This window comes from Nonomuraea sp. 10N515B (genome assembly GCF_052245915.1).
Taxonomy (GTDB): Bacteria; Actinomycetota; Actinomycetes; order Streptosporangiales; family Streptosporangiaceae; genus Nonomuraea.
In genome coordinates, this window is record NZ_JBQQBQ010000020.1 from 143,253 (window position 1) to 167,657 (window position 24,405).

The window sequence follows — 24,405 nt, forward strand, 5'->3', positions numbered from 1 at the left end:
GCTATGCAGGCACGATAGCTGGATGACCTTGAACGGGAACGCCTGGCTCAGGCGCCGCGATGGACGACGTGCCCGCCGGTCACCGTGAGGCGTACCGGCGCCTCGGCGACTTCGTCAGGGGGCGACTCGACGGGGTCGAGCCCCAGCGCGGTCAGGTCGGCCCGGAACCCTTCGGCGATGCGGCCGGCGATGGCGGCCTCGCCGGCGGCGAGCGCCGCGTGTGTGGTGCAGCCTTCCAGGGCCTGCAGGCCCGAGAGTCCCGGCCGCGAGGAGGCCGCGCCCCGGGGCGTGCGTGCGGTCGCCAGGACGGCGCGCACGTCGTAGGGGGCGATGGGCCAGTCCGAGCCGAGCGCGACGACCGCGCCGGCATCGCGCAGGTCCCGCAGGCGCCAGGCCCGGGAGGCGCGCGCCTCCCCCAGCCGGACGGACCATTCGTCGGACCGGTCGGCGCGGGTGTAGCCGGTGTGCGGTGGCTGCAGGGAGGCGATGACGCCCAGGCGGGCGAACCGTGCCACCGTGTCGTCGGGCACCGATTCGATGTGCTCCACGCGATGGGCGAGGCGGCCGCCGGGCCCGAGCGATTCGACGGTGTCGAGAACGTGGCGTACGGCCGCGTCCCCGATCGCGTGGGTGGCCGTCCGCACCCCGGCGCGGTGCAGGAAGCGCACGGCGTTGCTGTAGGCGGCGGGGTCGGGCCAGAACGCTTCGGTGCCCTGTCCGTGGCAGTCCGGATGTTCCAGCCAGGCCGTGCCGCCCTCCACTGTGCCGTCCATGAAGAGCTTCACCCCGCCGACCTGCCAGTGCCGTCCCCGGCGGCTCTGCAGCGTGATGAGTTCCTCCAGCGCCTCGCTGCCGTCGCCGGGCATGCACCAGGGGGCGAAGCGCAGCCGCAGCGGCAGGACGCTCTCCTGCGCTATGGCGTCGACCAGGCCGAGGTCGCCGAGGTCCATGACGTGGGCCCCGGTCAGTCCGGTGGCGGCCATGGCGGACAGCAGCTCGAGCAGGCGGACGCGCCGCTCCGCGGACGACGGCTTGGGCAGGACGGCCGTGACCAGGTCCATCGCGGCGTGCTCGACGAGATGTCCGGTCAGCCGTCCGCCGGCGTCGGTGGCGATGTGCGAGCGCTGGGCGAACGCCCGGGGGCCGGTGATGCCCGCCGCCTTGAGCGCGGCCGCGGTGACGAGGGCCGAGTGGCCGTCGTACAGGCGCAGAAAGGCCGGGGCACCGTCCAGGACGTCCTCCACCAGCGCGCGGTCGATGGGCCGGCCGCCGAAGACGTTGTGGTCCAGGCCGAAGCCGACGACCCAGCCGTCGGTTCGCTCTGCCCCGGTGAGCGCCGCCCGTAGCCCGTCGAGGTCGCGGACCTCGGTCAGGTCGAGACCGGTGGCCATCTCGAGCCCCCACACGGGATGGCTGTGGCTGTCGACCAGGCCGGGCACCAGCCAGCCGCCGGCCAGGTCAACGATCTCCGTGCCGGGTCCGCGCCAGGGGGCGACGTCCCCCGCGTCACCGACGGCGGCAATCAGCCCGTCGCGTACGGCGACCGCGGAGGCATACGGACGCCCGGGGTCGAGGGTGCGGACGCGGGCACCGGTGATGACGAGGTCGGCGGTGGACATGCGGGGAGAGTCTCCTTGGCTGGTCGCGGGGTGTGGCGGAGGCGCGTGGCGTCAGTCGCCGGCGTCGGCCGGCGGCTCGGCCGCGAAGTGCGCGTAGACCTCAGGCCTGGCACGGCGCAGCCGCCAGGCGAGCGCGAGCCCGACCAGGAAGACGACGGGGACGATGGCCGCGAGAAGGGTGTTGACGGTCGCGGAGGCGCCGGTGAAGAGGTCGAGGTGAGTGATCACCAGCGTGATGGCGGCGGTGAGGAGCACCGCCGCGGCGACGGGAGCCACGACGGTGCGCAGCACGCCTTCCCGGTGGCCGACGCGCCGGAAGTAGAACGGCACGGCGAGCGCGACGAGCAGTTGCAGCGCCATCAGGCCGAGCATGCCGGGCGTGTTGACCCACAGCAGCAGCTGGCCGTACGGATCGGCTCCGGCCGCGGCGAAGGCGACGACCACGACGGCGCCGAGGACCGTCTGGACGAGACCGGCGACGTAAGGGGAGCCGTGGCGTGGGTGCACGCGGCCCAGCGCCTTCGGCAGGATTCCTTCCTCGGCGAGGGCGAGGCCGTAGCGGTTGATGGCGTTGTGGAAGGCCAGGAGGGAGGCCAGGACGCTGGTGACGATGAGGATGTGCATCAGGTCGGCCGCCCACGCCCCGACGTACGTCGTGATGGCGGAGAAGAACAGCCCGGCAGGATCGGCGCCGGCCGCCGCGACGACCTGCGCGTCACCGAACGCCTGGATCGCGATCCAGACGATGAACGCGTAGAACAGGCCAAGGAATCCGACGGCGAGATACGTCGCGCGCGGCACCGTGCGGGCGGGGTTCCGGGCCTCGCGACGGTAGATGACGGTCGACTCGAAGCCGGTGAACGCGGCGAACGCGAACGCCAGCACGGCGGCCGTACCGGGCACCAGCACGTTGCCCGGCCCGAGGGAGGCGAGTGACAGTCCGCTCGCGCCGCCCTTGATGAGCACGCCGCCGGCCAGCAGGACGAGGATGCCGATCTCCGCGACCAGCAGGACGCCGAGCACCTTGGCGCCGAACTCGATGGACCGGTATCCGCCGTAGCCGATGAGCAGCAGCCCCGCCAACGAGATGGGCAGCCAGGGGATGTCCACCCCGAACAGGGCCTGGACGGTGCCCTGGGTGGCCGAGCCGAGCAGGCCGTAGACGCCGATCTCCATGCCGTTGTAGCCGACCAGCGCGAGCAGCGCGGCTCCGATCCCGGCTGTGCGGCCGAGACCACGGGTGATGTACGCGTAGAAGGCGCCGCCGCTGCGGACGTGGCGGCTCATGGTGGTGAAGCCGACGGCGAAGACGGCGAGGGTGATGCCGGCGATGAGGTAGCCGGTGGGGGCGCCGATCCCGCCGAGCATGATCGCGAGAGGCGCGACGCCGGCCATCACGGTGAGCGGGGCGGCGGCGGAGATGACGAAGAACGCGATGTCCGTGGTTCCGAGCGAGCCGGAGCGCAGGGATGGGGCCGGGGCCGTGGCGCTCCCACCGGAGCTGGACGCGGAGTGGGTAACGGGCATGGAGAAGCCCTTCTAGCTGGGGGTGAAGACAGGGAGGCGGGCGTGTGGGGTGTCCGTCGCCAATTAACCTAAAGGCTTTCGGTTTCCGCAATGTAACCTCATCTCCAGAATTTAGGGAAGCCCCTCCAGGAGGAACACCGACCATGGGACGGCCGCGCACACCCCTGCTCGACCGGGAGCGCATCACCACCACCGCGCTGGAAATCGTCGACGCGCAGGGCGAGTTCAGCGTCCCCCAGATCGCGCGCCGCCTCGGGGTGCAGACCGGCTCGGTGTATCACCATGTGGACGGCCGGGACGGCATCGTCGAGCTGCTCCGTGAGCGGATCGCGCAGCGCATCGACATCACCGCCCTGGACATCCGGCCCTGGGACGCGGCCCTGATGACCTGGGCCCGGTCCTATCGCGCCGCCTTCGCGGCCCACCCCCGGGCCATTCCGATGCTGATGACCTCACCCGTACGCGCCCCACGCGTCCTCGAACAGTACGAGCGGGCCGTCACCCTGCTCCTCGAGGCCGGCTTCCCGCTGCCGGACGTCATGCCGGTCATCGTCGCCCTGGAGAACCTCGTGCTCGGCTCGGCCCTCGACCTCGCCGCTCCCGAGACCATGTGGGAGATCGCCGACGACGCGGCCACCCCGCGCCTGGCCGAAGCCCTTGACGCGATCGGCGACAACCGCGCAGACCGTGCGTTCGAGCTGGCCCTCGAGGGCTTCCTCAGGCACGCTCGCCACATGCTGGACACCCAGGCGCAGGCCTGAAACGGCCTGATGCGATGGCATCACCAGGGGGCTTGACTGAATTTTCAGGCTGGGACACACTGCCCGGATGGCGCTCGTGGTCCACGAGCCAGTTGATCGACGAGGAGGCCGGCGTCTGATGGATCGACGCACCCAGATCCTCCGGGCGGCCGCGCGGCGCATCGCCCGGGACGGCGTCCGCGGTCTGCGCGTCACCGACGTCGCGGAGGAGGCCGACGTCTCCCCCGGCCTGCTCTACTACCACTTCACCGACCGCTCCGGGCTGCTCAGCGCGACGTTGGACTACATCAACGCCCACGCCAACGACGTACGCGCCCGGCGTGCGGACGCCGGCCTGTCGGCCTTCGCGAAACTCGAGCAGCAGCTCCTGTCCGAGATCGACGACGACACGGAAGTACGAGAGAACTCCGCGGCCTGGAACGAGCTGCGTGCCCTCGCCGTGTTCGAGACCGAGCTCCGGGAGCCGCTGCGCCGCACCACGTCCGCCTGGATCCAGGAGGTGGCCCGGTCGGTGGCGGCCGTCCAGAACGACGACGGGACAGCCGCGGCCTCCGACTCGACGCGGACGGCGACGATCCTGACCGCGCTCGTGGAGGGCCTCGCCAACCGCTGGCTCGCCGGAGAGCTCACCGTCGAGGAAGCACACGGCCTGCTCTCCGAGGCCACGGCCCGTCTGGTGCACCTCCGTCCGAACCCGTTGTCGCCACCACGGCTCAAGGAGACATCGTGAAGGTCCTCACCCGGCTGAACCCGCCGCCGTCGCCTGCCCGGGTCCGCACACCGCAGCGGTCACCCTTGCGTGTCGGGCTCGTGCAGCACGCCTGGCGTCCCGACCCCGACGAGCTCACTGGTGCGCTCACCGACGCCATCGGCGTCGCGGCGAGTGCGGGCGCCGAGGTGGTGTTCCTGCCAGAGCTGACCCTGGCGAAATACCCCGCGCACGAGCGGGCCACCGGGCGACCCGGCGACACGGCCGAGTCCCTGACCAGCGGGCCGACGTACACGTTCGCGGCAGGCGCGGCGAAGGCGCACGGGGTCTTCGTGCACGCGTCCGTCTATGAAAGGGCCGACGGCCCGGACGGGCTCGGTTTCAACACGGCCATCCTCGTCTCCCCGGAGGGGGATCTGGTCGGCCGTACGCGCAAGCTGCACATCCCGGTCACCGATGGATACTACGAGGACACCTACTTCCGGGCCGGGCCGGCGGACGACCCCCATCCGGTCTACGAGGTCGACCGGTTGCACGGCGTCCGCCTCGGCCTTCCTACCTGCTGGGACCAGTGGTTTCCCGAGCTCGCCCGCGCCTACTCCCTCGCCGGCGCCGAGGTCGTCGTCTATCCGACCGCGATCGGCTCCGAGCCGGCTTTTCCGGAGTTCGACACCCAGCCGCTCTGGCAGCAGGTCATCGCGGCGAACGGGATCACTGCGGGGACGTTCATGGTCGTCCCCAACCGGACGGGCGACGAAGGGGCTCTGAGGTTCTACGGCTCGTCGTTCATCTCCGACCCGTACGGCCGCGTCCTCGTCCAGGCGCCCCGGGACGAGGAGGCTGTTCTGGTGGCCGACCTCGACCTGGAGCAGCGGCGCGACTGGCTTGACCTCTTCCCCTTCCTCACCACCCGCCGGCCCGACACGTACGGGCCTTTGACCGCCCCTGCCGACCCGGGCAAGCCCTACGGCGAGGTGCCCGCGTGAGCGAGCCCATGCGCTGGCGGATGCCGGCCGAGACCGCGCCGCACGAGTGCACGTGGATGGCGTTCCCACCGGCCTCACCGGCGCTCGGCGGCAACGCGGACGACATCGACATCGCCCGCAGGACCTGGACGCAGGTCGCGCACGCGATCCTCGAGTTCGAGCCCGTGATCATGGTCGTCGACCCGTCCGACGTCGCCGACGCCCGTACGCGGCTCTCGCGTGAGGTGACGATCGTCGAGCAGCCACTCGACGATGCGTGGATGCGCGACATCGGCCTGACCTTCGTGCTCGACGCCGACGGACGGCTGGGCGGCGTCGACTGGAGCTTCAACGGCTGGGGCGGGCAGGAATGGGCCTCCTGGGACCTCGACAGCAAGGTCGCCGCCGCCATGGCCGACGTCGCCGGCTGCGCGTACCTGCCCTCCGCGATGGTGAACGAGGGGGGCGGCATCCACGTCGACGGGCTCGGCACGGTGCTGGTCACCGAGACCGTGCAACTCGACCCGGGACGCAACCCCGGCATGAGCAAGGCCGATGTGGAGCGCGAGCTCGCCGCCACGATCGGCGCGGAGCAGGCCATTTGGCTGCGCCGTGGCCTCACGCGGGACTACGAGGTCTACGGCACCCGCGGCCACGTCGACATCGTCGCCGCCTTCCCGTCTCCGGGGACGGTGCTCGTCCACGATCAACGCGACCCGGAACACCCGGATCACGTGGTCACCGCCGAGGTCGTCGACACGCTGGCGCGTACCACCGACATGCTCGGCCGCTCCTACCGGATCGTCAGGCTTCCCGCTCCGGCGACCCTCCGCGACCGGCGGGGTTTCGTCGACTTCAGCTACGTCAACCACCTCGTCGTCAACGGCGGCGTGGTGGCGTGCACCTTCGACGATCCCGCCGACCCGGAGGCGCTCGACGTCCTTGCCGAGGTCTATCCCGGCCGCACGGTCGTCGGGGTGGACTCACGCGAGATCTTCGCCCGGGGCGGCGGCGTCCACTGCATCACGCAGCAGCAGCCCGCCCGGTCGGCATGAGCCCATCGCTCCTCACGGATGCGGAGGGCACCGTGCTGTCCTGACGGGCGTCCTGCTATCCCGCGTAGGTTTCGAACTCGGCGACCCTCGGCGTGCCGGTCGAGCTGGTGATCTTGAAGGTGATCTTGCTCAGTGAGGTCGGGGCGAAGGTGATGGCGCCCGCCCCGCTGCCGGTGGCCAGGACGGCGCCGGTGCCGCCATTGGTGACCTGCCAGGACCCTATGGCGCCTGCGGAGCCTGACGCCTCACGGATGATGATCCTGGACACCGTCTTGGCGGAACTCCACTTGATCGAGATGTCACCGGTCGAGCCGACCGGCGACCAGTAGGTGCTCAGGTTGCCGTCCCGCACGTTGCCGTAGCTGGTCCCGTCGGCCTTGCTGGAGCCGTCGGAGCCTGCCCCGATGCTCAGGTTGGTCCCGCCGGAGGTGGGGGTGGTTGACGGCGTAGGGGTGGCTGACGGCGTAGGGGTGGTCGGGGTCGGTGTCGGCGTCTGGGGCGTGCAGTTGCCGTTCGACACCTGCAGACCCTTGTTGGCTCCTGCCGTCTGGGCGACGATGGCAGGCACGCAGCCGGCCCCGTCGAGGCTGTAGGAGTACGGGATGCTGACGGTGGTGTTGGACACCGGGTTGGGGCCGGCGGGATTGTTCTCGCTGCCGGGGCTGGACCAGGTCACGTTGTCGAAGATGTTGCCGCCGACCTGCCAATAGCCGGCCTCGCTGGTGTAGAAGGTGCCCAGGACGTCCTTGGAGTCCTTGAAGTAGTTGTTCTCCACCTTGGCGCGGCCCCCGGCCCGGGAGTTGATGCCGGACTCGTGGAGGTTCACGTACGAGTTGTTGTAGATGTGGGCGATGCCGCCACGCAGCAGAGGCGTGCGGGAGTCGATGTTCTCGTACAGGTTGTGGTGGAACGTGATGAAGCCGTTCGAGAGGTCGCTCTCACTGGACCCGATGAGCCCACCGCGGCCGGAGTTGCGCAGAATGCTGTAGGACAGGGTCACGTACTGGGTGTTGTCCTTCATGTCGAAGAGGCCGTCGAAACCCTCCGACTCCCCGCCCGAAGCCTCCAGGGTGACGTGATCGACCCAGATGTTGCGGACGCCGCTCTCCATGGAGATGGCGTCACCGCCGTTGGAGATGGGCGAGCCCGACTTCTTGACGTTCCGGACGGTCACGTTCTGGATGATGATGTTGCTGGCCTCGCGGATGTGGATGCCCAGCTGGTCGAAGACGGCGCCGTTGCCGACTCCGATGATCGTGACGTTGCTGATCTGCTTGAGTTCGATCAGGCCGTCGGCGGTGTTGCAGCTTGTGCCCGACACCTTGCTGGTGTTGCCGTGATTGATGGTCCCCTCAACCTGAATGGTGATCGGGGTGCTGGTGCTGGCCCGGCTGCACAGGGCCGCGTGGATCGCGGTGCCCGTGGTGGCTCGCACCGTCTGCCCGCCCGCACCGCCGGTGGTCCCACCGTTGCTGGTCGCGTAGCCGGTGGCGCTGCCGGTTGCTGCCGACGCCTGGATTGCCGGTAAAACCACACCGATCGCGGCCGCAATGGCCGCCGTAGCCAGCGCCGCCTGGAAGCGCAACGCGACTGCTCGTCTCATCCTCGTCTCACCTTCGTCGTCGAATGCCGGGACCGGTTAGAGGGCGTACGAATCCGCGCGCTGGCGGCGCGGAAATGGCGAAATGGAGTGGCATGCTGCCACCACAACAAAGGCGGACGCCGCAGGGAAAGCGCTTACCACTCACTCGGACCATAGAGGCGGCTGTCAAAAGGTGTCAATGCTGAGGACGAAAGCTGCAACAAACCTGCAAACGACCGCGAACTCAGGATGGTGTTTGCCGTGCCGATCAATATCCGGCCAGGTCAAGCCGCATGTCTCAAGGCCGGATCGGTCGCGTGAGTCGCTCATGTAAGGCCGGCACGCACCCGGCGCGGAATCGATGGCCAAGGGCGCGCCATCGTGATCCGGCAAAGCGCGGCGGTTCGGTTTAGTAATTGTTCGTGTGTACGGGATACTCCGAACTGCGGTTTTACGATGCTACGGCCGCGGGTTGTATCTCACGCAGCACCCGCATGGCATCTCTCTCGATGCGCGAAAGGTCGTGGAGGATGACCCCGGCCTGCTCGAGGGACGCCGCGTCGCCCTCCTCGCCGGCCTTCGTGATCAAGGTGGCCACGTCCGTCCACAGGGCGGCGGCCTCGGCGTACAGCCGGTGACCGGCGCGCAGGCCGCCATCGTCGATGAGCCCGGCGCACTCGCCGAGGAAGTCACGATAGAGGGCGCGGAACAGGGCGCCGCCGGTGCCGGCCTTCTCCATGAGGAGGGCGGCCTGTGGCAGGTCCCGCTTCGGCTCGTCCGTGCGGAGCAGCCACTTGGGCACCTGGCGGGCGGCTTTCTCGATGCCACGATGGCCCAGGTTCGCGATGGGCGCGGCGAGGAAGGCGTCGGCGCAGGCCTTGATCGCGGGGATGATCTGGTCCTGCCAGGAGGGCGGGTGCGCCGGCAGTGTTAGGGAGAAGGAGCGGTTCCTGGCGGTCATCGGGCCGCGTTCGGCCCTCGCCATGGCCAGGGTCGTCCGGCTCGTACGCACGGCTCCTCCCTGCTGTGCGGTGTCCACCAGGTAAGCATCGTGCTCGTCGTAGCCGTACATCGCGACGACATGGCCACCGAAGTGCACCTTCGACTGGAAGTAGTCCAGGTGGTAGCAGTCGAGCTGGAGGCCGACCGGCAGTCCGGCATCGATGCGGGCGGACACGTTCGCCCACGCCTTGCGCGGTGAGGCGGTCTCCTCGACCCGCAAGGTCAGCCCCAGCCGGGCGGCGAGGTTCCTGGTGAGCTCGAAGGGCTTGACGCGGCCTCCGAGGAAGGGGAAGTCCATTGCCTTGGCGTCCCAATAGATGAAGGACAGGCCTGAGCCGAGCCCGAACAGCATGGGCTCGGACAGATCAAGTCCCTCATGCCGCAGCAGCACACCCAGCGCCGTCGTCTCGCAGTGGTGCATGCCGCGAGCCTCGATGCCCTTCACGATGGTCATGCGTCGCTCTCCTCGATAGCCGGGCGATCAGCGGGTGCGGAGCCGCTGTGCGGGCCGAACGCCGGAAAATAGCATGAGGCCTCCCATAAGGGGAGAGTCCAGCGTTCGATCCCTGCCTCATGGGGCCGGCTCGGCGAGCGCCGGCTGGGTCAATCGTTGATCGTGTGGCCGTGATTCCGGCGCTGAACGTACAGGCGATTGCCCTGCGGGCCGGTCCATTCCAGACGCACGATGCCGGCCACGGCGGCGTCGGCGATGCGCGACGGGTCGGACCAGTAGCCGAAGTTGGGGTTGCGGAAGAACGTCGCCCACAACTGGCCGCTGCGATCCCTGAAGAAGTTGTTGTGGCCGGCGCCGACGCCCGCCGTCCACCGCTGGGAATACGGTCCCTCGAAGGTGTCCGAGACGGCGACGACCGCGTCGTACTGATACTGCACGCGGCCGGGGCCGGGCGGGTCGTAGGCGTATCGCGTGCTGCCGTCGGGGGTGGTCGACCTTCGGTTCCATGCCGCGTGGAGGAGGTAGTACTTGCCTCCGTGCTTGAAGACGTACGCGCCTTCGAGGTACGGCTCGGGCGTGTAGGGCGTCTGCTGGAATTTCGGGAGGTTGGTCGTCGGGATGATGTCTTCCATGTCGTCCCGGAACTTCGCGTACAGGTGGTTGTGCAGCACAAGCCACGCGTCGTCGCCCTCGGTATAAAGGCTGCCGTCGATGTGGTGGTAGGCACCGGGCTTGATGAAGGCGGGTCCGCCGATGAAAGCGTCGCCGAAGGGTTTTTCGCGATTGCCTTCGACGAGGCGGTACGGGCCCTCGATGCCGCCCTCACTGACAAGCATGAACGAACCGACCTTCTGGGAGTGGTCGCCCATGCACGCCACGATGTACCACGTGCCGCGGAAATAGTGCACTTCCGGAGCCCAGACCTCGCCTCGCTTGCCGAACTGCTCGTCGTGCCAATACTCCTGCCACGGCGCGACGACCATGCGTCCGGGCCGGTTCTCGCCGATGAACTCGGGTGACCACACCTTGCCCTTTTCGGCGCCGGGCCGGATGCCGGTGGTGTCGGCCAGCCTCCATGGCCCCCGCAGGGACGGGGACACCCACACGAAGATGCCGTCGTTCCATGGGGCGGCTCCGGCGAGCCCGGACACCCGGGTGGTGCCCGTGGCGACGTACATCGGACGGCCGTTGACGACGAAGCAGTTGACGTACGTGTCGCGCATCCAGACCCGGCCGAGCTCGTTGTCGCGGGGGCGCAGTTCGAGCGGAAGGATGAGCGAATTGTCCGCACGTGGCCACAGGTCCAGCCGGGTGTCCGCGAGGCCGTAGGGCTCGAGGTCGGGCCAGTTCGACGGGTACCGCTGCGACGCGATCTCCGCGGAGGTCGCCTGCGCAGCGGTCGCGGGCAGGGCCGCCGCCCCTAACAGGCCGGCTGCTCCGGCCAGCAAGGACCGTCGGCCGACGTGCACACCGTTGCCGGAACTCGTCATCAGTCACGTCCTCCTACTTCGGAGCCTGTCGAGCTCGCTTTCTGCGTGAGCGCCCCCGCCGCATGCGGAGAGTCTGCCGAAGTCATCCAAATTTCGTCAATAGTCCGGAAAAATTCCGACTCGGCGTCCCTAGCCGGCCTCGCGATGCGGCACTGCCCCCAGGCCGGGGCTCGCCCCCGGTGAGCCCGATCACACTGATCTAGCCAAAAGCCGAAAACTATGGTTAGCCTTGCCTAATTGTTGACCTTTGTAGATCACTCGACACGAGAACGGAAGCTCCACCATGCGCGCATGGCGTCCAGTCCTGGTGCTCGCCGCCCTGAGCGTAGTGCTCGCCGGTTGCGGCTCCGCGGACTCCTCCGGCACCACCACCGCAGCCTCCGCCACACCCTCCGGCCCGTGGTCGTTCACCGACGGGTCGGGCAAGGTCGTCAAGGCGGACAAGACCCCGACGCGGATCATCGCGCACGCGGGCGAGGCGGCCGCGTTGATGTCCTTCGGCATCAAGCCGGTCGGCATCTACGCCGACGAGTCCGTCAAGACCGACGCGAACCTGAAGGATCTCGACCTGACCGGCATCGAGATCCTGGGACAGGAGTGGGGCAAGATCGACGTGGAGAAGGCCGCGGCCCTGCGGCCGGACCTGATCGTCGGCGACTGGTGGCCGGTGGAGAAGGCGCACAGCGGCCTGGAGGAAGGCGTCGACGAGAAGAGCAAGAAGCTCGCCGAGCTGGCCCCGGTAGTGGGTGTCTCCCAGGGCAAGTCGATCGTCGACCTGGCCAAGGGGTATGAGGACCTCGCCAGGAGCCTGGGCGCCGACGTCGACGCCCCGCAGATCGCCGCGAACAAGAAGCGCTTCGAGGAGGCGCTCGCCGGCTTCAAGGAAGCGGTCGCGGCCAAGTCGGGCCTCACCGTGGCCGCGATGTCGCCTGCTGACGACAAGGTGTACGTGGCCAACCCCGAGTACGCCCCCGAACTGCTGGACTTCCAGCGCTGGGGAATGAAGGTGATCAACCCGGACAGCCCGGACCCCGGCTTCCCGTACTGGGAGAACCTGAGCTGGGAGAACGTCGACAAGTACCAGCCCGACCTGATCCTGTTCGACGGCCGTAGCTTCAAGCCCACCTCCAATGCCGATTGGGGCAAGAAGCAGCCCACCTGGTTCAAGATCAAGGCGGCCAAGGCGGGAGCCGTCGCGTCGTGGCCGGCGTACTGGCTGCACACCTACGGCCACTTCGCCACCGAACTGGACAAGCTGACGGCGGCGGTCAAGGCCGCGGACCCGAACGTCGGCGACTGATCGCCGCTGATGAGCAGCTCGACGCATCTCGCACGCAGAGCCGTCGCCCTCGGGCCGGGGCTCGCCGTCCTGTGCGTGTTACTGGCTCTGGTCGCGTTTCTCAGCGTCACCTTGGGCTCGCGCTCAATCGGCCTGCCGGAGGTGCTGCGCGCCTTGGGCAGCCTGGACACCGACGGGTCGATCAACAGCACGGTGACGCTGGAGCTGCGCGTGCCCCGCACGCTGATCGGCATCCTGGTGGGCGCCGCCCTCGGCGTGGCCGGCGCCATCCTGCAGGGCGTCACCCGTAACCCACTGGCCGATGCGGGGATCATGGGCATCAACTCTGGGGCGACCGTCTTCGTGGTCTTCGCCATCACGGTGCTCGGCGTGCGCGGCGCGGGCGTCTACGTCTGGTTCGCCTTCGCCGGGGCGATCGGGGCCCTCGTGCTGGTGTACGCGATCGCGTCGCTCGGCCGGGAGGGCGCCACCCCGATCAAGCTGGCCCTGTCCGGCGTGGCCGTCACCGCGGGCCTGGCCTCGGTGACCACTGGGATCTTGATGACCAACGTGGACGCGCTGAACGAGCTGCGGTTCTGGCAGGTGGGGTCGCTCGCCGGGCGCTATGCCCCGATCCTGACCGGGGTCGCGCCGTTCCTCATCCTCGGGCTGGTCGCCTCGTTGAGTTTCGGGCGGGCGCTCAACGGGCTCGCGCTCGGCGAGGACATGGCCCGCGGCCTGGGCCAGCGGGTCACCAGGACCCGGGCGGCCGCGTTCGCCGTGGTCGCGGTGCTCGCCGGGGCCGCCACGGCCGCCTGCGGACCGATCGTCTTCGTCGGGCTCGTCGTGCCCCACGTGGCGCGGTTCATCTGTGGCCCGGACTACCGGTGGATTCTGCCGTACTCCATGCTCCTGGCCCCCATCGTGCTGCTGCTGGCGGACGTGCTCGGCCGGGTGGTGGCCGTCCCCGACGAACTGCAGGTCGGTGTGGTCCTCGGCGTGCTCGGAGCACCGGCGTTCGTCGGCATCGTCCGCTACGGCCGGCTGTCGGAGGTGTGACCATGACAGCGACCACGACCGCGCGGGCCGCGACCGCCGGCGCCTTCCGCACCACCCGGCGTCGCCGGGCCACCCGTTCACTTGTGGTGACGTGCTCCCTGGCCGTGGCCGTCAGCGCGCTGTTCGTGCTCACCATGATGGTGGGCAGCTTCCAGCTCAGCGCGGGCGAGGTCATCGCCTCGGTGCTCCACCTGCGCGAGGACCCCAGCGTCGACTTCGTCGTCCGGGGGCTGCGGCTGCCCACCGCGGCGTCCGCGCTGGCCGTCGGCCTCGCCCTCGGCGCCGCCGGGACGATCTTCCAGCAGCTGCTGCGCAACCCTCTCGCGTCCCCGGATTTCGTCGGCATCAACTCCGGCGCCGGGCTCGCCGCCATCACCGGGATCGTGCTTCTGCAGGTCAGCGGACTGGCCGTGAGCGCGCTGGCCCTCGGCGGGGCCGTCGCCGCCGCCCTGCTGATGTACGTGCTCGCCTGGCGCGACGGCGTCGCCGGCTACCGGTTCATCCTCATCGGCATCGGCGCCACGCTCTTCTTCGACGGCCTGATCGGCTACATGCTGACCCGCGCCCAGCTGTCCGACGCCCGGCAGGCGATGCATTGGCTGACCGGCTCCGTCGGACAGGCCGACGCCGGCGAGCTACGGCTCCTGCTCGGCGCCCTGGTGCTCCTCCTGCCCACCGCGGTCCTCCTGCAGCGGCAGCTGCGGGCGCTCGAACTCGGCGACGACACCGCCCGGGCGCTGGGCATCCGCACCGAGCTCAGCCGGGCCGGCCTGCTCGCCACGGCAGTGGTGCTGACGGCCCTGGCCGTCGCCGTGGCCGGCCCCATCGTCTTCGTCGCACTCGTCGCAGGACCGATCGCCAACCGGCTGCTCGGCCCCGCCACGGGCGGGATCATCCCAGCCGCGCTGGTCGGCGCCGCGCTGCTGCTCACCGCCGACCTCATCGCCGTCCACCTGCTCCCGACGGCGCTGCCCACCGGCGTGGTGACCGGCGCGGTCGGCGCACCCTACCTGCTGTGGCTGCTGGCCACCACCAACCGGCAAGGAGCGGGCGGATGACCCGGCTACGCGCCGAGGGCCTGACCCTCGGGTACGACGACCAGGCGATCGTGACCAACCTCGACGTCCAGATCCCTGACGGCAGGATCACGGCCATCGTGGGCGCCAACGCGTGCGGCAAGTCCACGCTGCTGCGCGGCCTGGCCCGGCTGCTCAAACCCCGTCACGGCGCCGTATACCTGGACGGCAAGGCGCTGACCGAGATGAGCACCCACGACGTGGCCAAGACACTCGGGCTGCTCCCGCAGACCCCCCTCGCCCCCGAGGGCATCACCGTCGCCGACCTGGTGGCCCGCGGCCGCTACCCGCACCAGGGGTGGTTCCGTCGCTGGAGCGACCAGGACGACGACGCGGTCTCCCGTGCCCTCGAGGCCACCGGCACCGCCGACCTGGTCAACCGCCCGCTCCGGCAGCTTTCCGGCGGCCAGCGGCAGCGGGTCTGGGTGGCGATGGCGCTCGCCCAGGACACCGACCTGCTGCTCCTCGATGAGCCCACGACCTACCTGGACATCAACCACCAGGTGGAGCTGCTGCGGCTGCTGCGGACGCTGAACGCCGAGTCCGGCAAGACCATCGTGGTCGTGCTGCACGACCTCAACCTCGCCTGCCGCTTCTGCGACCACGTCATCGCGATGGCGGAAGGCGCCATCGTCGCCGAGGGCGCCCCAACCGCGGTGATCACCGCCGAGCTGGTCGAGAAGGTCTTCGGCCTCAACTGCGTCGTGGTCCCCGACCCCGTCGCCGGCACGCCGATGGTGGTTCCTTCCTGATGGCGCTCTCTTAGATGGTCATGGGTCCACCGAAGCGGAGATGCGGGTGAGCGCCACCGACACCCGCCTCGCCCCGGCGACCCTGCGCACGGCGACCGGACGTGAGGCCACCCGCTGGGTCGCGGCGCACTTCCGCGACGTGCCATGGCTGGCGGTCGCCACCGTGCTCACCACGGTGGCCGGGGCGGCGCTCGCGGTGCTGCCGATGCTCCTGCTCGGCCGGGTGGTCGACGGGGTGATCGACGGCGAACCGCCATCGATCCTGGTCACGATCGGCGCGCTGATGGTGGCCGCCGCGCTTGTCGGCGTCGCGGCCACCGGGGCGTCGACGTACCTGATCGGACGGCTGGGCGCGGAGATGCTCGCGCGGCTGCGGGAGGACGCCGTCCGGGCGGTGCTGGGAATGCCGAGCGCGCGGATCGAGCAGGTCGGCCGGGGGGACGTGCTGTCCAGGGTCGGCGACGATGTGGCCGTGCTGTCCAAGGGCATCCGCACGGCCATCCCCACGGTGTTCTCGGCCGGAGTGCTGGTCGTCATCGCCACGGCCGGCATGTTCGGGCTCGACTGGCGACTCGGTCTGGCGGGCGCGGGCGCGCTGCCCGCGTACGCGCTGGCCCTGCGCTGGTATCTCCCCCGGTCCGCCCCGCTCTACCAGAAGCAGCGGGCGGCCCAGGCCGACCGCGCGCAGGCGTTGATCAGCGGTCTGAACGGGATCGACACAGTCCGGGCATACCGCCTTGAGCACGCCTTCCGCCAGCAGGTCACCACTGAGTCGTGGCGGGTGCGCGAGCTCGGCATCGAGGTGTTCCGGTTGTTCGGCCGGTTCGTCGGCAGAGAGAACCGTGCCGAGTTCATCGGGCTGGTCCTGATCATCGTGGTGGGGTACGCCCTGCTCGAGGCCGACGCCGCCAGCCTGGGCGAGGTGGCGGCGGCCCCGCTGCTGTTCCACCGGCTGTTCAACCCGCTGGGCGCCATCATGTTCACCTTCGACGAGGCGCAGAAGTCCGGGGCGAGCCTGACCCGGCTGGTCGGGGTGCTGGGCGAGGCCGCGCACGACCGGCTGGTGGGCAGTGCCGCCGCCGTGTCCGCGGACCTCACGCCGTACCCGGTGACGGTCGAGGGACTGACGTTCAGCTACCCCGATTCCGAGGAGCCCGTCCTCCGGGACGTCGACCTGGTGATCCCGGCCGGCGGTTCGCTCGCGCTGGTGGGCGCGACGGGCGCGGGCAAGACCACCCTGGCTGCCCTGATCGCGGGCATCGGCACCCCACAGGCCGGATCGGTGCGCATCGGGCCGACCGACCTCGCGGGCCTGGACGAGGCCGGGGCGCGGGCCTTGGTGAGCATCCTGACGCAGGAAACGCATGTGTTCTCCGGTCCGCTCGCCGACGACCTGCGGCTGGCCGCGCCGGACGCGACCGACGCCGAGCTGATGGACGCGCTGCGCACGGTCGGCGCCGACGGGTGGGTCGACGCGCTGCCCGACGGGCTGAACACCATGGTCGGCGAGGGCGGCGAGCGCCTGGACGTCACCAAGGTCGCCCAGATAGCCCTGGCCCGGCTGGTACTGGGCCGGTCGCCGGTGGTGGTGCTGGACGAGTCGACCGCAGAGGCGGGCAGCGAGGGCGCCGCCGAGCTGGAGCGGGCCGTGCTGGCCGCGTGCCGGGGCCGCACCACGTTGTTCGTGGCGCACCGGCTGACGCAGGCGACGGCGGCGGACCGGATCGCCGTGCTGGACGCGGGATGCGTGGTGGAGCAGGGAACTCACGAGGAGTTGGTGGCACTGGGCGGACGGTACGCACGACTGTGGCAGGCCTGGCGAGCGGGGAGTTAGGTCAACCGGATGCCCGCCACCTCGATGACGACTCCTGACGCGCAGCGGCCTCGCACGGGGTCCGGCATTCTCCGGACCGCACTGAGGCGCAACCTCGGCGCCATGACCTGGGGCACCGTCCTCCTGGGCTCGTACCAGGCGGGCGAGACCGCCTTCCCCATCGCGCTCGGCCTGATCGTCGAACACACGATGCGGGAGCGAAGCCTCGGCGCGCTCGCCCTGTCGATCGCCGCGTTGGCTGTGATCATCACCATCGTGTCGCTGTCGTGGCGATTCGGGATGCGCATCCTGCAGAAGGCCAACACGACCGAGGCGCACCGCTGGCGGGTCGAGGTCGCGGCCTGCGGACTCCAGCCAGTGGCCAGAGACGTCGATCTCAAGTCCGGCGAGGTGCTGACCATCGCCACCGAGGACGCCGACCAGACGGCCGACATCATCGAGGTGGTGCCGCTGCTGATCAGCTCACTGGTCGCGGTGCTGATCACGGCGGTGACGCTGGGCATGGCCAGCGTCTGGCTCGGCCTGCTGGTGATCGTGGGGACCGTCGCGATCCTGTCGATCCTGAGCGTGATGTCCAAGCGGATCGGCGTCAGCACCCGCGAACAGCAGGCCCGGGTGGCGCGGGCGGGCGCGAAGGTCGCCGACCTGATCACCGGCCTGCGCCCGCTGCACGGCTTCGGCGGCAACGACGCGGCGTTCCTGTCCTACCGGAAGGTCAGCACGGAGGCGAAGCACCAGGCGGTCACCGTCGCCAGGGTGAACGGCGCGTACGCGGGCGCCGCTCTGGGCTTCAACGCGATCCTCGCCACCGCCGTGACCCTGATGGCGGGGTGGCTCGCGTTCCAGGGCCAGATCACCATCGGGCAGCTCGTCATGGCCGTGGGGCTGGCGCAGTTCATCATGGAACCGCTCAAGCTGTTCTCGGAGATGCCGAAGTACGTGATGATCGCGCGCGCCTCGGCCGAGCGGATGGCTCTGGTGCTGGCCGCGCCGCCGGTGATGACCCCGGGGCGGGACCGCCCGTCCGCGGGCGGAGACCTCGAGGTCGACTGCGTCCGGTACGGGTCCCTGCGCAAGCTGAAGTTCCAGGTGTCCGCCGGCGAGCTCGTGGCGATCGCCGCCTACCAGCCGCGCGCGGCGGCCGACCTGGCATCGGTCCTGGCCATGAACGTCCCGCCCGGCGCGTATGAGGGCGTGGTACGGGTCAGCGGGCAGGAAACGGCAGACCTGTCGATCGAGGCGGTCCGCGAGCACATGCTGGTGAACCCGTACGACGGGGAGATCTTCGCGGGCACCCTCCGCACGAACATCGACCCGTCGGGCACCAGCCGGATGGTCCCCGAGGCCGTCGAGGCGTCGATGCTGACCGACGTCGTCGCCCTCCACCGCGAAGGACTCGACCACGGCGTCCGCGACCGCGGCGCGAATCTTTCCGGCGGGCAGCGCCAACGGCTGTCTCTGGCCCGAGCCCTCGCCGCCGACACCGACGTCCTCGTCCTGCACGACCCGACGACGGCGGTGGACGCGGTCACCGAGCAGCTCATCGCGCGCAACATCGCCGGGCTGCGGCGGGGCCGCACCACCATCGTGATCACCAGTAGCCCGGCCTTCCTGGACGCCGCCGACCGGGTCCTCGTCCTGGACGACGGCGTCATCACCGCGGAGGACACGCACCGGAACCTGCTCGCCACCGACGAGGACTACCGGCTGGCCGTGGCCCGGTGACCGACCTTTTCAAGCCTTTTGGGAAACCCCCCGGGTTGGGCACCGCACTGCGTGCCTTCGGCCCGCTCGACTCGCCGTAGGCGCGCGTCGGACGGGGCGCCCCGCCACGAGGCTCGCACGGGCCCGGCTCCGCCCGTAAGGGCGGGGCTCGCCGCCGGGCAGCACCGCGTCAGCAGGCCGAACGGCCGCCTAATCGGCCTTCACGGAGCAGATCGCCGATCCGGTCACGGACGTGACCGCGTCCGGGTGCGAGACCAGGGTGAGGTGGGACCCGCCCGCGAACTTGGTGACCCTCGAGGCGGCCGCTGCGAGGCCCACAGGCGCACGGCGCTGTCCCGCCGCAGGTCCGAGGCGAACGAGAAGCACCTGACCCCCGACCTCAGACGGAGGTGGCCCGGACCGCCTCGCGGATCAGGTCGGCCACGTCCTTGGGACGCGACACCGCGACGGCGTGCGAGGCGCCATCCACCTCGACGGCGGTCGCTCCCGCCCGCTTGGCGCCGAACCGCTGGACCTCGGGGTTGATCGCCTGGTCGCCGGTGGCGATGAGGGCCCAGGAGGGCTTGGTCTTCCAGGACGCCGTGGCCGCGGGCTCGGTGAACGCCCCGGCGGCCAGCGGTCGCTGCGCCACCGCGAGGACCTTGGTCACCTCGGCGGGGACGTCCGCGGCTCGCTCCGGCCCGCGTCGATCGCGTCCACGATGTGGGCGAGCTCGGCTCTCCGGCCCACCAGCGTCGTGGTATCGCTTGTACGGCCCTGCGGGGAGGAGCCGCGACCGGCGGCGACCGTCGGTCCATTCATGGTGTGTCCCCCATCGTATCCAGGCCGTTGACCCTCATCCTGCCAGTTGCATGACGGTTCATCGTTTCGGCATATTCGGGGCATCAATGCGATTGGCCGGCAAGATGAGCAGAACAACCCCGACGACCATGACCCAGGCGGGGAAGATGATCTCCGACCAGGCCACTCGGCTCACGAGCAGCACCTGCACCAGCCCGACGACGTAGCCGGCCAGGATCAGCCAGCGGGGGAACAAACCGAGGCGGGCCACGATGGTTGTGGCGGTCAGCGTGAACACGCCCGCCATGCGCGGTGCGTACTCGGTGAGCAGGATGATCGTGAGGTGACGCCCATAGTGCAACAGCCCGGCCGGCGGGATCGAGCCTCTCATCGCATCGATCGTGACCACGAAGGCGCTCGCCGTCGCGCCGAAGACGAAGAGCATCGCCACGTACAGCAGGCCAGCGCCGAGGAACACCGTCGCGAAGAACCTGTCCTCCCGCGCGCCGATCGAGTCGCGTAGCGCACCCATGAACCACAGGAAGAAGACCCCTCCGAACGGCAGAAGGATCAGCGCCTGCCGCAGGGCGTCGCGGCCGGCGACGTCGGCGAGATACGCGGTCGCCTCGAGCGGGCGCTCGGGTATCGCCCTGCGTACCAGGATCATGGCGCCGCCCAGCAGCAGGGCCGACAGAATCCCTGCGGCTCCCGCGGCGCGCGGCGTCCGCAGCGCCTTCGCCGGCGGTTCGGCACTGTCCTGCATGAGGTCCCTGTTCCCGCCGAGTCGCCGGATATCCCGGTGGCAGATCTTGCCACCGCCTCCGACCAGACCCTCTAGGCTGATCCCCTCACTTGTGGTCTCTGAGCCTTCTTACTCGGCCGCGCCATTTCTCGGTGCTGCACGAACGTGCGCGCGTTCGCCTTGTTTCCCGATGAGACTCAGGTACTCGACGGGACCGGCGCTGGTGGCCCCGAACCAGTGCGGGGTGCGCGTGTCGAACTCCGCGGCCTCCCCGGGCTTAAGGATGAGGTCGTGTTCCCCGAGGACAAGGCGGAGCGTTCCGTTGAGAACATAGACCCAGTCGTAGCCCTCATGGGTGCGCAGGTCGGGTTCGGCGTCGTCGCTTGCTGTCGGAAGGACGAACTTGTAGGCCTGGATTCCTCCGGGCCTACGGGTCAGCGGCAGGATGACCGAGCCGTCGCCGCAGGGGATGGGACGCAGATTGATGCGGGGGTCGCCGGTCGGCGGCGCATCGACGAGCTCGTCGAGTGTGACCCCGTAGGCGCGGGCAAGCGGAAGCAACTGCTCGAGCGTGGGACGTCGCAGCCCCGCCTCGAGCCGGGACAGGGTGCTGGTGGAGATGCCGGTCTCCGCCGCGAGGTCGGCGAGCGTGACCTCGCGATGCAGCCGAAGGCGTTTCAACCTCGGTCCGACAGCGTCAAGGGTGCGGTCAATGGTTTCATCCACCCATGCATTTTGCCATTCGGCAACAACATTTGCGTATCAGCCTCCTCTGTCTGCACCATGACGATCGAACCGAAGAACGCACCCGCAGAGGGGGTGCACGAGAGAAGGACGACCTATGACGCACGGGTTCGACAAGGACTTCTGGGAGCGGCACTGGCAACAAGGGCGAGCCGGGGGCCCGGGATCCATGGGCGGCAACCCGCCGAACCCGTACCTCGCTCAGGAGACCAGCGGCCTGACACCGGGCACGGCACTGGATGCCGGGTGCGGCGCCGGGGCCGAGGCGATCTGGCTCGCCTCCCACGGCTGGCACGTCACCGCAGCCGACATCTCGTCCGAGGCCCTTTCCCGCGCTGCCGAGCGCGCGGCGACGAGCGAAGCCCCCGAACGCTTGCAGTGGGTCGAGGCGGATCTGAGCGTCTGGAGCCCGGACGCGCAGGTCGACCTGGTCATGACCCATTACGCCCACCCGGCGATGCCCCAACTGGAGTTCTACGACCGCATCGCCGGATGGGTGGCTCCCGGCGGCACGCTGCTCATCGTGGGGCACCTGCACACCCCGGGCTCCACCGGCCACGGGCACCACCCTCCTGCCGAAGCCTCGGCCACCTCCGCGGCCATCACCGCGCGCATGGACGGCATGGAGTGGGAGATCGTCACCGCCGAAGAGCACCTCCGCACGCTCACCGGCCGCGGGGGCCGAGCGGTCCCCCTCCAGGATGTCGTCGTGCGCGCCACCCGACGCCGGTAGTCCCGCCATCCGACAGCGCCAGGGCCCGCTGCGCCCCGCGCCGAGACCGGTCCGCTCGTGCGGGATTCGCCCGGAGGTCAAAGATCGGCGAGGAAGTCCCGGGCGATCGCCCAGGCGCGCTCGGCGGCCTCGGCGTTGTAATCGGGCAGATCAGGGTCGGTGAACAGGTGGCCAACGCCCGGATAGCGAAAGACCTCCACGTCGGCCCGAGCCCGGCGCATCCTGAGGTACCAGGCGTTCAGCCAGTCGACGGGTTCGTAGGTGTCGGGATCGGCTACGTGGAGCTGGACAGGCAGATCGTCGGCCGAGACACCGTCGGCCAGGTCGGACGTGCCGTGCATCAGCAGCAGCCCGCGGCACCGCTCGTCGGCCAGAGCGAGGTTCTGCGCGAGCGCCGCGCCCAGCGAGAAACCCGCGTACACCAGGCCGCCGTCAGCGGACAGTGGGGCGGCCGCGGCCACGGCCCGCTTCAGCAGCTCGTCGCGGCCGATCTCCTCCTTGATCGCGATGCCTTCCTCGGGCGTGTCGACGACCCGGCCGCCGTACAGATCGGGGACGTGCACGTCATGCCCGGCCGCCCGCAGCCTGTCAGCGGCCTGGTGAACAGCAGGCCGCAAGCCGTACATCGAGTGCAGAAGAAGGATCCGCGCCATACGCGCAGCTTAGCCACGCTGGGGTGGCACCCCGATCTCACTGACGCGGCAGCTCAGCGAAAGACCCCGCTGTAGGCGTTGAGGGCGGGCTGACCGCCGAGGTGGACGTACAGGACATTGGCGTCCCTGGGGATCTCGCCGCGGCGAACGAGGTCGATGAGCCCGGCCATCGACTTGCCTTCGTAAACTGGGTCGATGATCATTCCTTCGAGTCGTCCGGTGAGCCTGATGGCGTCGAGGGTGGACTGCACGGGGATGCCGTAGCTGTCGCCGGCCCAGCCTTCCAGCACCGTGATCTCTTCCTCGCGCAAGTCCCGGCCCAAGCCGATGAGTTCGGCCGTGGCCCGGGCGATCTTCTCCACTTGGGCACGCGTCTCGGCGAGCTTGGCGGAGGCGTCGATGCCCAGCACGCGTCGCGGACGATCCTGGCCCGCGAAGCCGGCGATCATGCCCGCCTGGGTGCTCCCGGTGACGCTGCACACCACGATGGTGTCGAAGAAGACACCCAGCTCGTGTTCCTGCCGTTGCACTTCGCAGGCCCAGTTGGCGAAGCCGAGACCGCCCAGCGGGTGGTCGGACGCTCCAGCGGGGATCGCGTACGGGCGGCCACCGCCTGCCACGACGCCCTCCAGGGCTTCGCGCCAGCTGTCCTTGAGACCGATCCCGAAATCGGCCTCGACCAGGCGGACGTCGGCGCCCATGAGGCGTGACAGCAGGATGTTGCCGACCTTGTCGTTGACCGCGTCCGGCCAGTCCACCCAGCTCTCCTGCACGAGCACGGCCTTCAGCCCGAGTCTGGCGGCGACCGCGGCCACCTGCCGGGTGTGGTTGGACTGCACTCCCCCAATGCTGACCAGGGTGTCCGCACCCTGGGCGAGGGCGTCGGGGATCAGGTACTCCAGCTTCCGGGTTTTGTTTCCGCCGAACGCCAGCCCGCTGTTGCAGTCCTCACGCTTGGCCCAGACGCGGGCTCCGCCGAGGTAGTCGCTGAGCCGGTCGAGGGGGTGGACGGGGCTGGGACCGAAGAGCAGCGGATAGCGCTCGAAGTCGTCGATGGACACGTACGGCTCCTTAGGGTTGAGGCTTGTTCTCGGAAGGAGCAGGCGTCGTCCGCGGCGAGCGCCGCGTCGACGTCGTCGCGACGTAGGGCGTCGGCGAAACGCGCATTGGCCTCGCGCATGGCGTCCAGGTCGCCGGCGGACAGATTCGGCAGCGCCTCCCGGACGGCGAGCTCGTGCATGGCGGCCGTCACCGACTGGGCGGCGCGCACGGCCCGAACGTCCACTGTACTGACGATGGTGTATCGACCGAGTTTGGTCCGCACCAGCCCGGCCTGCTCCAGACGGGTCAGCGCCTCCCGGATGGGTGTGCGGCTCACGCCCAGCCACTGCGCCAGATCGCCGTCGTTGAGACGCTCGCCCGGGGTGAGTGTGCCGTCGACGATCGCGTCTCGGATCGCGCGATAGGCGTTCTCCCGGAGAAGCGGCCTGGCGACGACCCTCGGCTCTGCGGAACTGGCATGCAATATTTTGCATGCGCCATGTTGCGGGAGGTCAAGCCCCGTAGCGGAATTGAGTGCTTTGTTGAGATCGCCGGCCACGACACGCCGCATTCGGGATCTCCGGCTGGCGGAAACCGGTGGTTTCGATCAAGAGCGGCTTAAGGGGGGCCTCACGGCTGGGAGACGCCGTGGTAGTGCGGCAGGTCGAGCGGTGGCACCGGGAAGCCACCCTTCGCCGGCTCGTTGGACAGTTCCTCGAACTCGGCTTCGACCTGGGCCTTCCTGGCTTCCTTGCGCCGCTGGTTGACGGTGTCGAACCGCATCCAGATGGCCAGCGCCCCGACCACGATGATCCCGGTGACC

General features: G+C 69.8%; 21 protein-coding genes and 2 pseudogenes. 11 read left to right on the top strand and 12 right to left on the bottom strand.

Annotated features, from left to right (window positions below; all coding sequences use genetic code 11):
- Nucleotides 1-47: 47 nt before the first annotated feature.
- Complete coding sequence (locus ACTWQA_RS28515) at nucleotides 48-1,619, bottom strand: amidohydrolase (protein WP_443162142.1); 1,572 nt, start codon at nucleotides 1,617-1,619, stop codon at nucleotides 48-50.
- A gap of 51 nt (nucleotides 1,620-1,670) precedes the next feature.
- Entirely contained in the window at nucleotides 1,671-3,146 is a 1,476-nt protein-coding gene (locus tag ACTWQA_RS28520; RefSeq protein ID WP_443162143.1) for an APC family permease, read from the bottom strand.
- A 143-nt stretch (nucleotides 3,147-3,289) separates the two neighbouring features.
- Between ACTWQA_RS28520 and ACTWQA_RS28525 the strand changes: the two genes are divergently transcribed.
- From ACTWQA_RS28525 to ACTWQA_RS28540, 4 genes are all read left to right on the top strand, one after another.
- The gene (locus ACTWQA_RS28525; RefSeq protein ID WP_443162144.1) at nucleotides 3,290-3,907 is read left to right on the top strand and encodes a TetR/AcrR family transcriptional regulator C-terminal domain-containing protein; all 618 of its coding nucleotides are present in this window, start codon (nucleotides 3,290-3,292) and stop codon (nucleotides 3,905-3,907) included.
- Between the two features lie 118 nt (nucleotides 3,908-4,025).
- On the top strand, nucleotides 4,026-4,637 hold the full coding sequence (locus ACTWQA_RS28530) for a TetR/AcrR family transcriptional regulator (RefSeq protein WP_443162145.1): 612 nt from the start codon (nucleotides 4,026-4,028) through the stop codon (nucleotides 4,635-4,637).
- Nucleotides 4,634-5,602 (top strand): nitrilase-related carbon-nitrogen hydrolase, encoded by a 969-nt coding sequence (locus tag ACTWQA_RS28535; protein ID WP_443162146.1) that lies wholly within the window; start codon nucleotides 4,634-4,636, stop codon nucleotides 5,600-5,602. The genes ACTWQA_RS28530 and ACTWQA_RS28535 overlap by 4 nt, the downstream gene beginning before the upstream one ends.
- Nucleotides 5,599-6,636 (top strand): agmatine deiminase family protein, encoded by a 1,038-nt coding sequence (locus tag ACTWQA_RS28540; RefSeq protein WP_443162147.1) that lies wholly within the window; start codon nucleotides 5,599-5,601, stop codon nucleotides 6,634-6,636. Before ACTWQA_RS28535 ends, ACTWQA_RS28540 begins: the two co-directional genes overlap by 4 nt.
- Before the next feature lie 55 nt (nucleotides 6,637-6,691).
- On the opposite strand, the gene ACTWQA_RS28545 is transcribed toward ACTWQA_RS28540, so the two are convergent.
- The 3 genes from ACTWQA_RS28545 to ACTWQA_RS28555 form a co-directional block, all read right to left on the bottom strand.
- On the bottom strand, nucleotides 6,692-8,239 hold the full coding sequence (locus ACTWQA_RS28545) for a pectate lyase family protein (protein ID WP_443162148.1): 1,548 nt from the start codon (nucleotides 8,237-8,239) through the stop codon (nucleotides 6,692-6,694).
- A gap of 430 nt (nucleotides 8,240-8,669) precedes the next feature.
- Nucleotides 8,670-9,674, bottom strand: coding sequence for a BtrH N-terminal domain-containing protein (locus ACTWQA_RS28550; RefSeq protein ID WP_443162149.1), 1,005 nt, complete (start codon nucleotides 9,672-9,674; stop codon nucleotides 8,670-8,672).
- Nucleotides 9,675-9,823: 149 nt separating this feature from the next.
- Nucleotides 9,824-11,164, bottom strand: a complete 1,341-nt coding sequence (locus ACTWQA_RS28555) for a family 43 glycosylhydrolase (protein ID WP_443162150.1) — start codon at nucleotides 11,162-11,164, stop codon at nucleotides 9,824-9,826.
- Nucleotides 11,165-11,447: 283 nt separating this feature from the next.
- Between ACTWQA_RS28555 and ACTWQA_RS28560 the strand changes: the two genes are divergently transcribed.
- From ACTWQA_RS28560 to ACTWQA_RS28585, 6 genes are all read left to right on the top strand, one after another.
- Entirely contained in the window at nucleotides 11,448-12,464 is a 1,017-nt protein-coding gene (locus tag ACTWQA_RS28560) for an ABC transporter substrate-binding protein (protein WP_443162151.1), read from the top strand.
- A 9-nt stretch (nucleotides 12,465-12,473) separates the two neighbouring features.
- Entirely contained in the window at nucleotides 12,474-13,502 is a 1,029-nt protein-coding gene (locus ACTWQA_RS28565; protein ID WP_443162152.1) for a FecCD family ABC transporter permease, read from the top strand.
- A gap of 2 nt (nucleotides 13,503-13,504) precedes the next feature.
- Nucleotides 13,505-14,560, top strand: a complete 1,056-nt coding sequence (locus ACTWQA_RS28570; RefSeq protein WP_443162153.1) for a FecCD family ABC transporter permease — start codon at nucleotides 13,505-13,507, stop codon at nucleotides 14,558-14,560.
- On the top strand, nucleotides 14,557-15,330 hold the full coding sequence (locus ACTWQA_RS28575) for an ABC transporter ATP-binding protein (RefSeq protein WP_327589844.1): 774 nt from the start codon (nucleotides 14,557-14,559) through the stop codon (nucleotides 15,328-15,330). Before ACTWQA_RS28570 ends, ACTWQA_RS28575 begins: the two co-directional genes overlap by 4 nt.
- 40 nt (nucleotides 15,331-15,370) lie before the next feature.
- The gene (locus ACTWQA_RS28580; protein WP_443162154.1) at nucleotides 15,371-17,164 is read left to right on the top strand and encodes an ABC transporter ATP-binding protein; all 1,794 of its coding nucleotides are present in this window, start codon (nucleotides 15,371-15,373) and stop codon (nucleotides 17,162-17,164) included.
- Nucleotides 17,165-17,266: 102 nt separating this feature from the next.
- Complete coding sequence (locus ACTWQA_RS28585) at nucleotides 17,267-18,889, top strand: ABC transporter ATP-binding protein (RefSeq protein ID WP_443162155.1); 1,623 nt, start codon at nucleotides 17,267-17,269, stop codon at nucleotides 18,887-18,889.
- A gap of 379 nt (nucleotides 18,890-19,268) precedes the next feature.
- On the opposite strand, the gene ACTWQA_RS28590 is transcribed toward ACTWQA_RS28585, so the two are convergent.
- The 3 genes from ACTWQA_RS28590 to ACTWQA_RS28600 form a co-directional block, all read right to left on the bottom strand.
- Nucleotides 19,269-19,709, bottom strand: coding sequence for an alpha/beta fold hydrolase (locus ACTWQA_RS28590; RefSeq protein WP_443162165.1), 441 nt, complete (start codon nucleotides 19,707-19,709; stop codon nucleotides 19,269-19,271).
- Nucleotides 19,710-19,748: 39 nt separating this feature from the next.
- Nucleotides 19,749-20,432, bottom strand: a complete 684-nt coding sequence (locus tag ACTWQA_RS28595; protein WP_443162156.1) for a hypothetical protein — start codon at nucleotides 20,430-20,432, stop codon at nucleotides 19,749-19,751.
- 108 nt (nucleotides 20,433-20,540) lie between these two features.
- Entirely contained in the window at nucleotides 20,541-21,137 is a 597-nt protein-coding gene (locus ACTWQA_RS28600) for a helix-turn-helix domain-containing protein (RefSeq protein WP_443162157.1), read from the bottom strand.
- 115 nt (nucleotides 21,138-21,252) lie between these two features.
- Between ACTWQA_RS28600 and ACTWQA_RS28605 the strand changes: the two genes are divergently transcribed.
- The gene (locus ACTWQA_RS28605; RefSeq protein ID WP_443162158.1) at nucleotides 21,253-21,888 is read left to right on the top strand and encodes a class I SAM-dependent methyltransferase; all 636 of its coding nucleotides are present in this window, start codon (nucleotides 21,253-21,255) and stop codon (nucleotides 21,886-21,888) included.
- Between the two features lie 77 nt (nucleotides 21,889-21,965).
- On the opposite strand, the gene ACTWQA_RS28610 is transcribed toward ACTWQA_RS28605, so the two are convergent.
- The 4 genes and pseudogenes from ACTWQA_RS28610 to ACTWQA_RS28625 form a co-directional block, all read right to left on the bottom strand.
- Nucleotides 21,966-22,541 carry a dienelactone hydrolase family protein gene (locus tag ACTWQA_RS28610; protein ID WP_443162159.1) on the bottom strand — a complete coding sequence of 192 codons (576 nt, stop codon included), beginning with the start codon at nucleotides 22,539-22,541 and terminating at the stop codon, nucleotides 21,966-21,968.
- 53 nt (nucleotides 22,542-22,594) lie between these two features.
- Nucleotides 22,595-23,602, bottom strand: coding sequence for a 1-aminocyclopropane-1-carboxylate deaminase (locus ACTWQA_RS28615; protein ID WP_443162160.1), 1,008 nt, complete (start codon nucleotides 23,600-23,602; stop codon nucleotides 22,595-22,597).
- 248 nt (nucleotides 23,603-23,850) lie between these two features.
- Nucleotides 23,851-24,153: pseudogene (locus ACTWQA_RS28620) on the bottom strand (GntR family transcriptional regulator); the annotation flags it as partial.
- Between the two features lie 59 nt (nucleotides 24,154-24,212).
- Nucleotides 24,213-24,405: pseudogene (locus ACTWQA_RS28625) on the bottom strand (NADH-quinone oxidoreductase subunit NuoH); the annotation flags it as partial.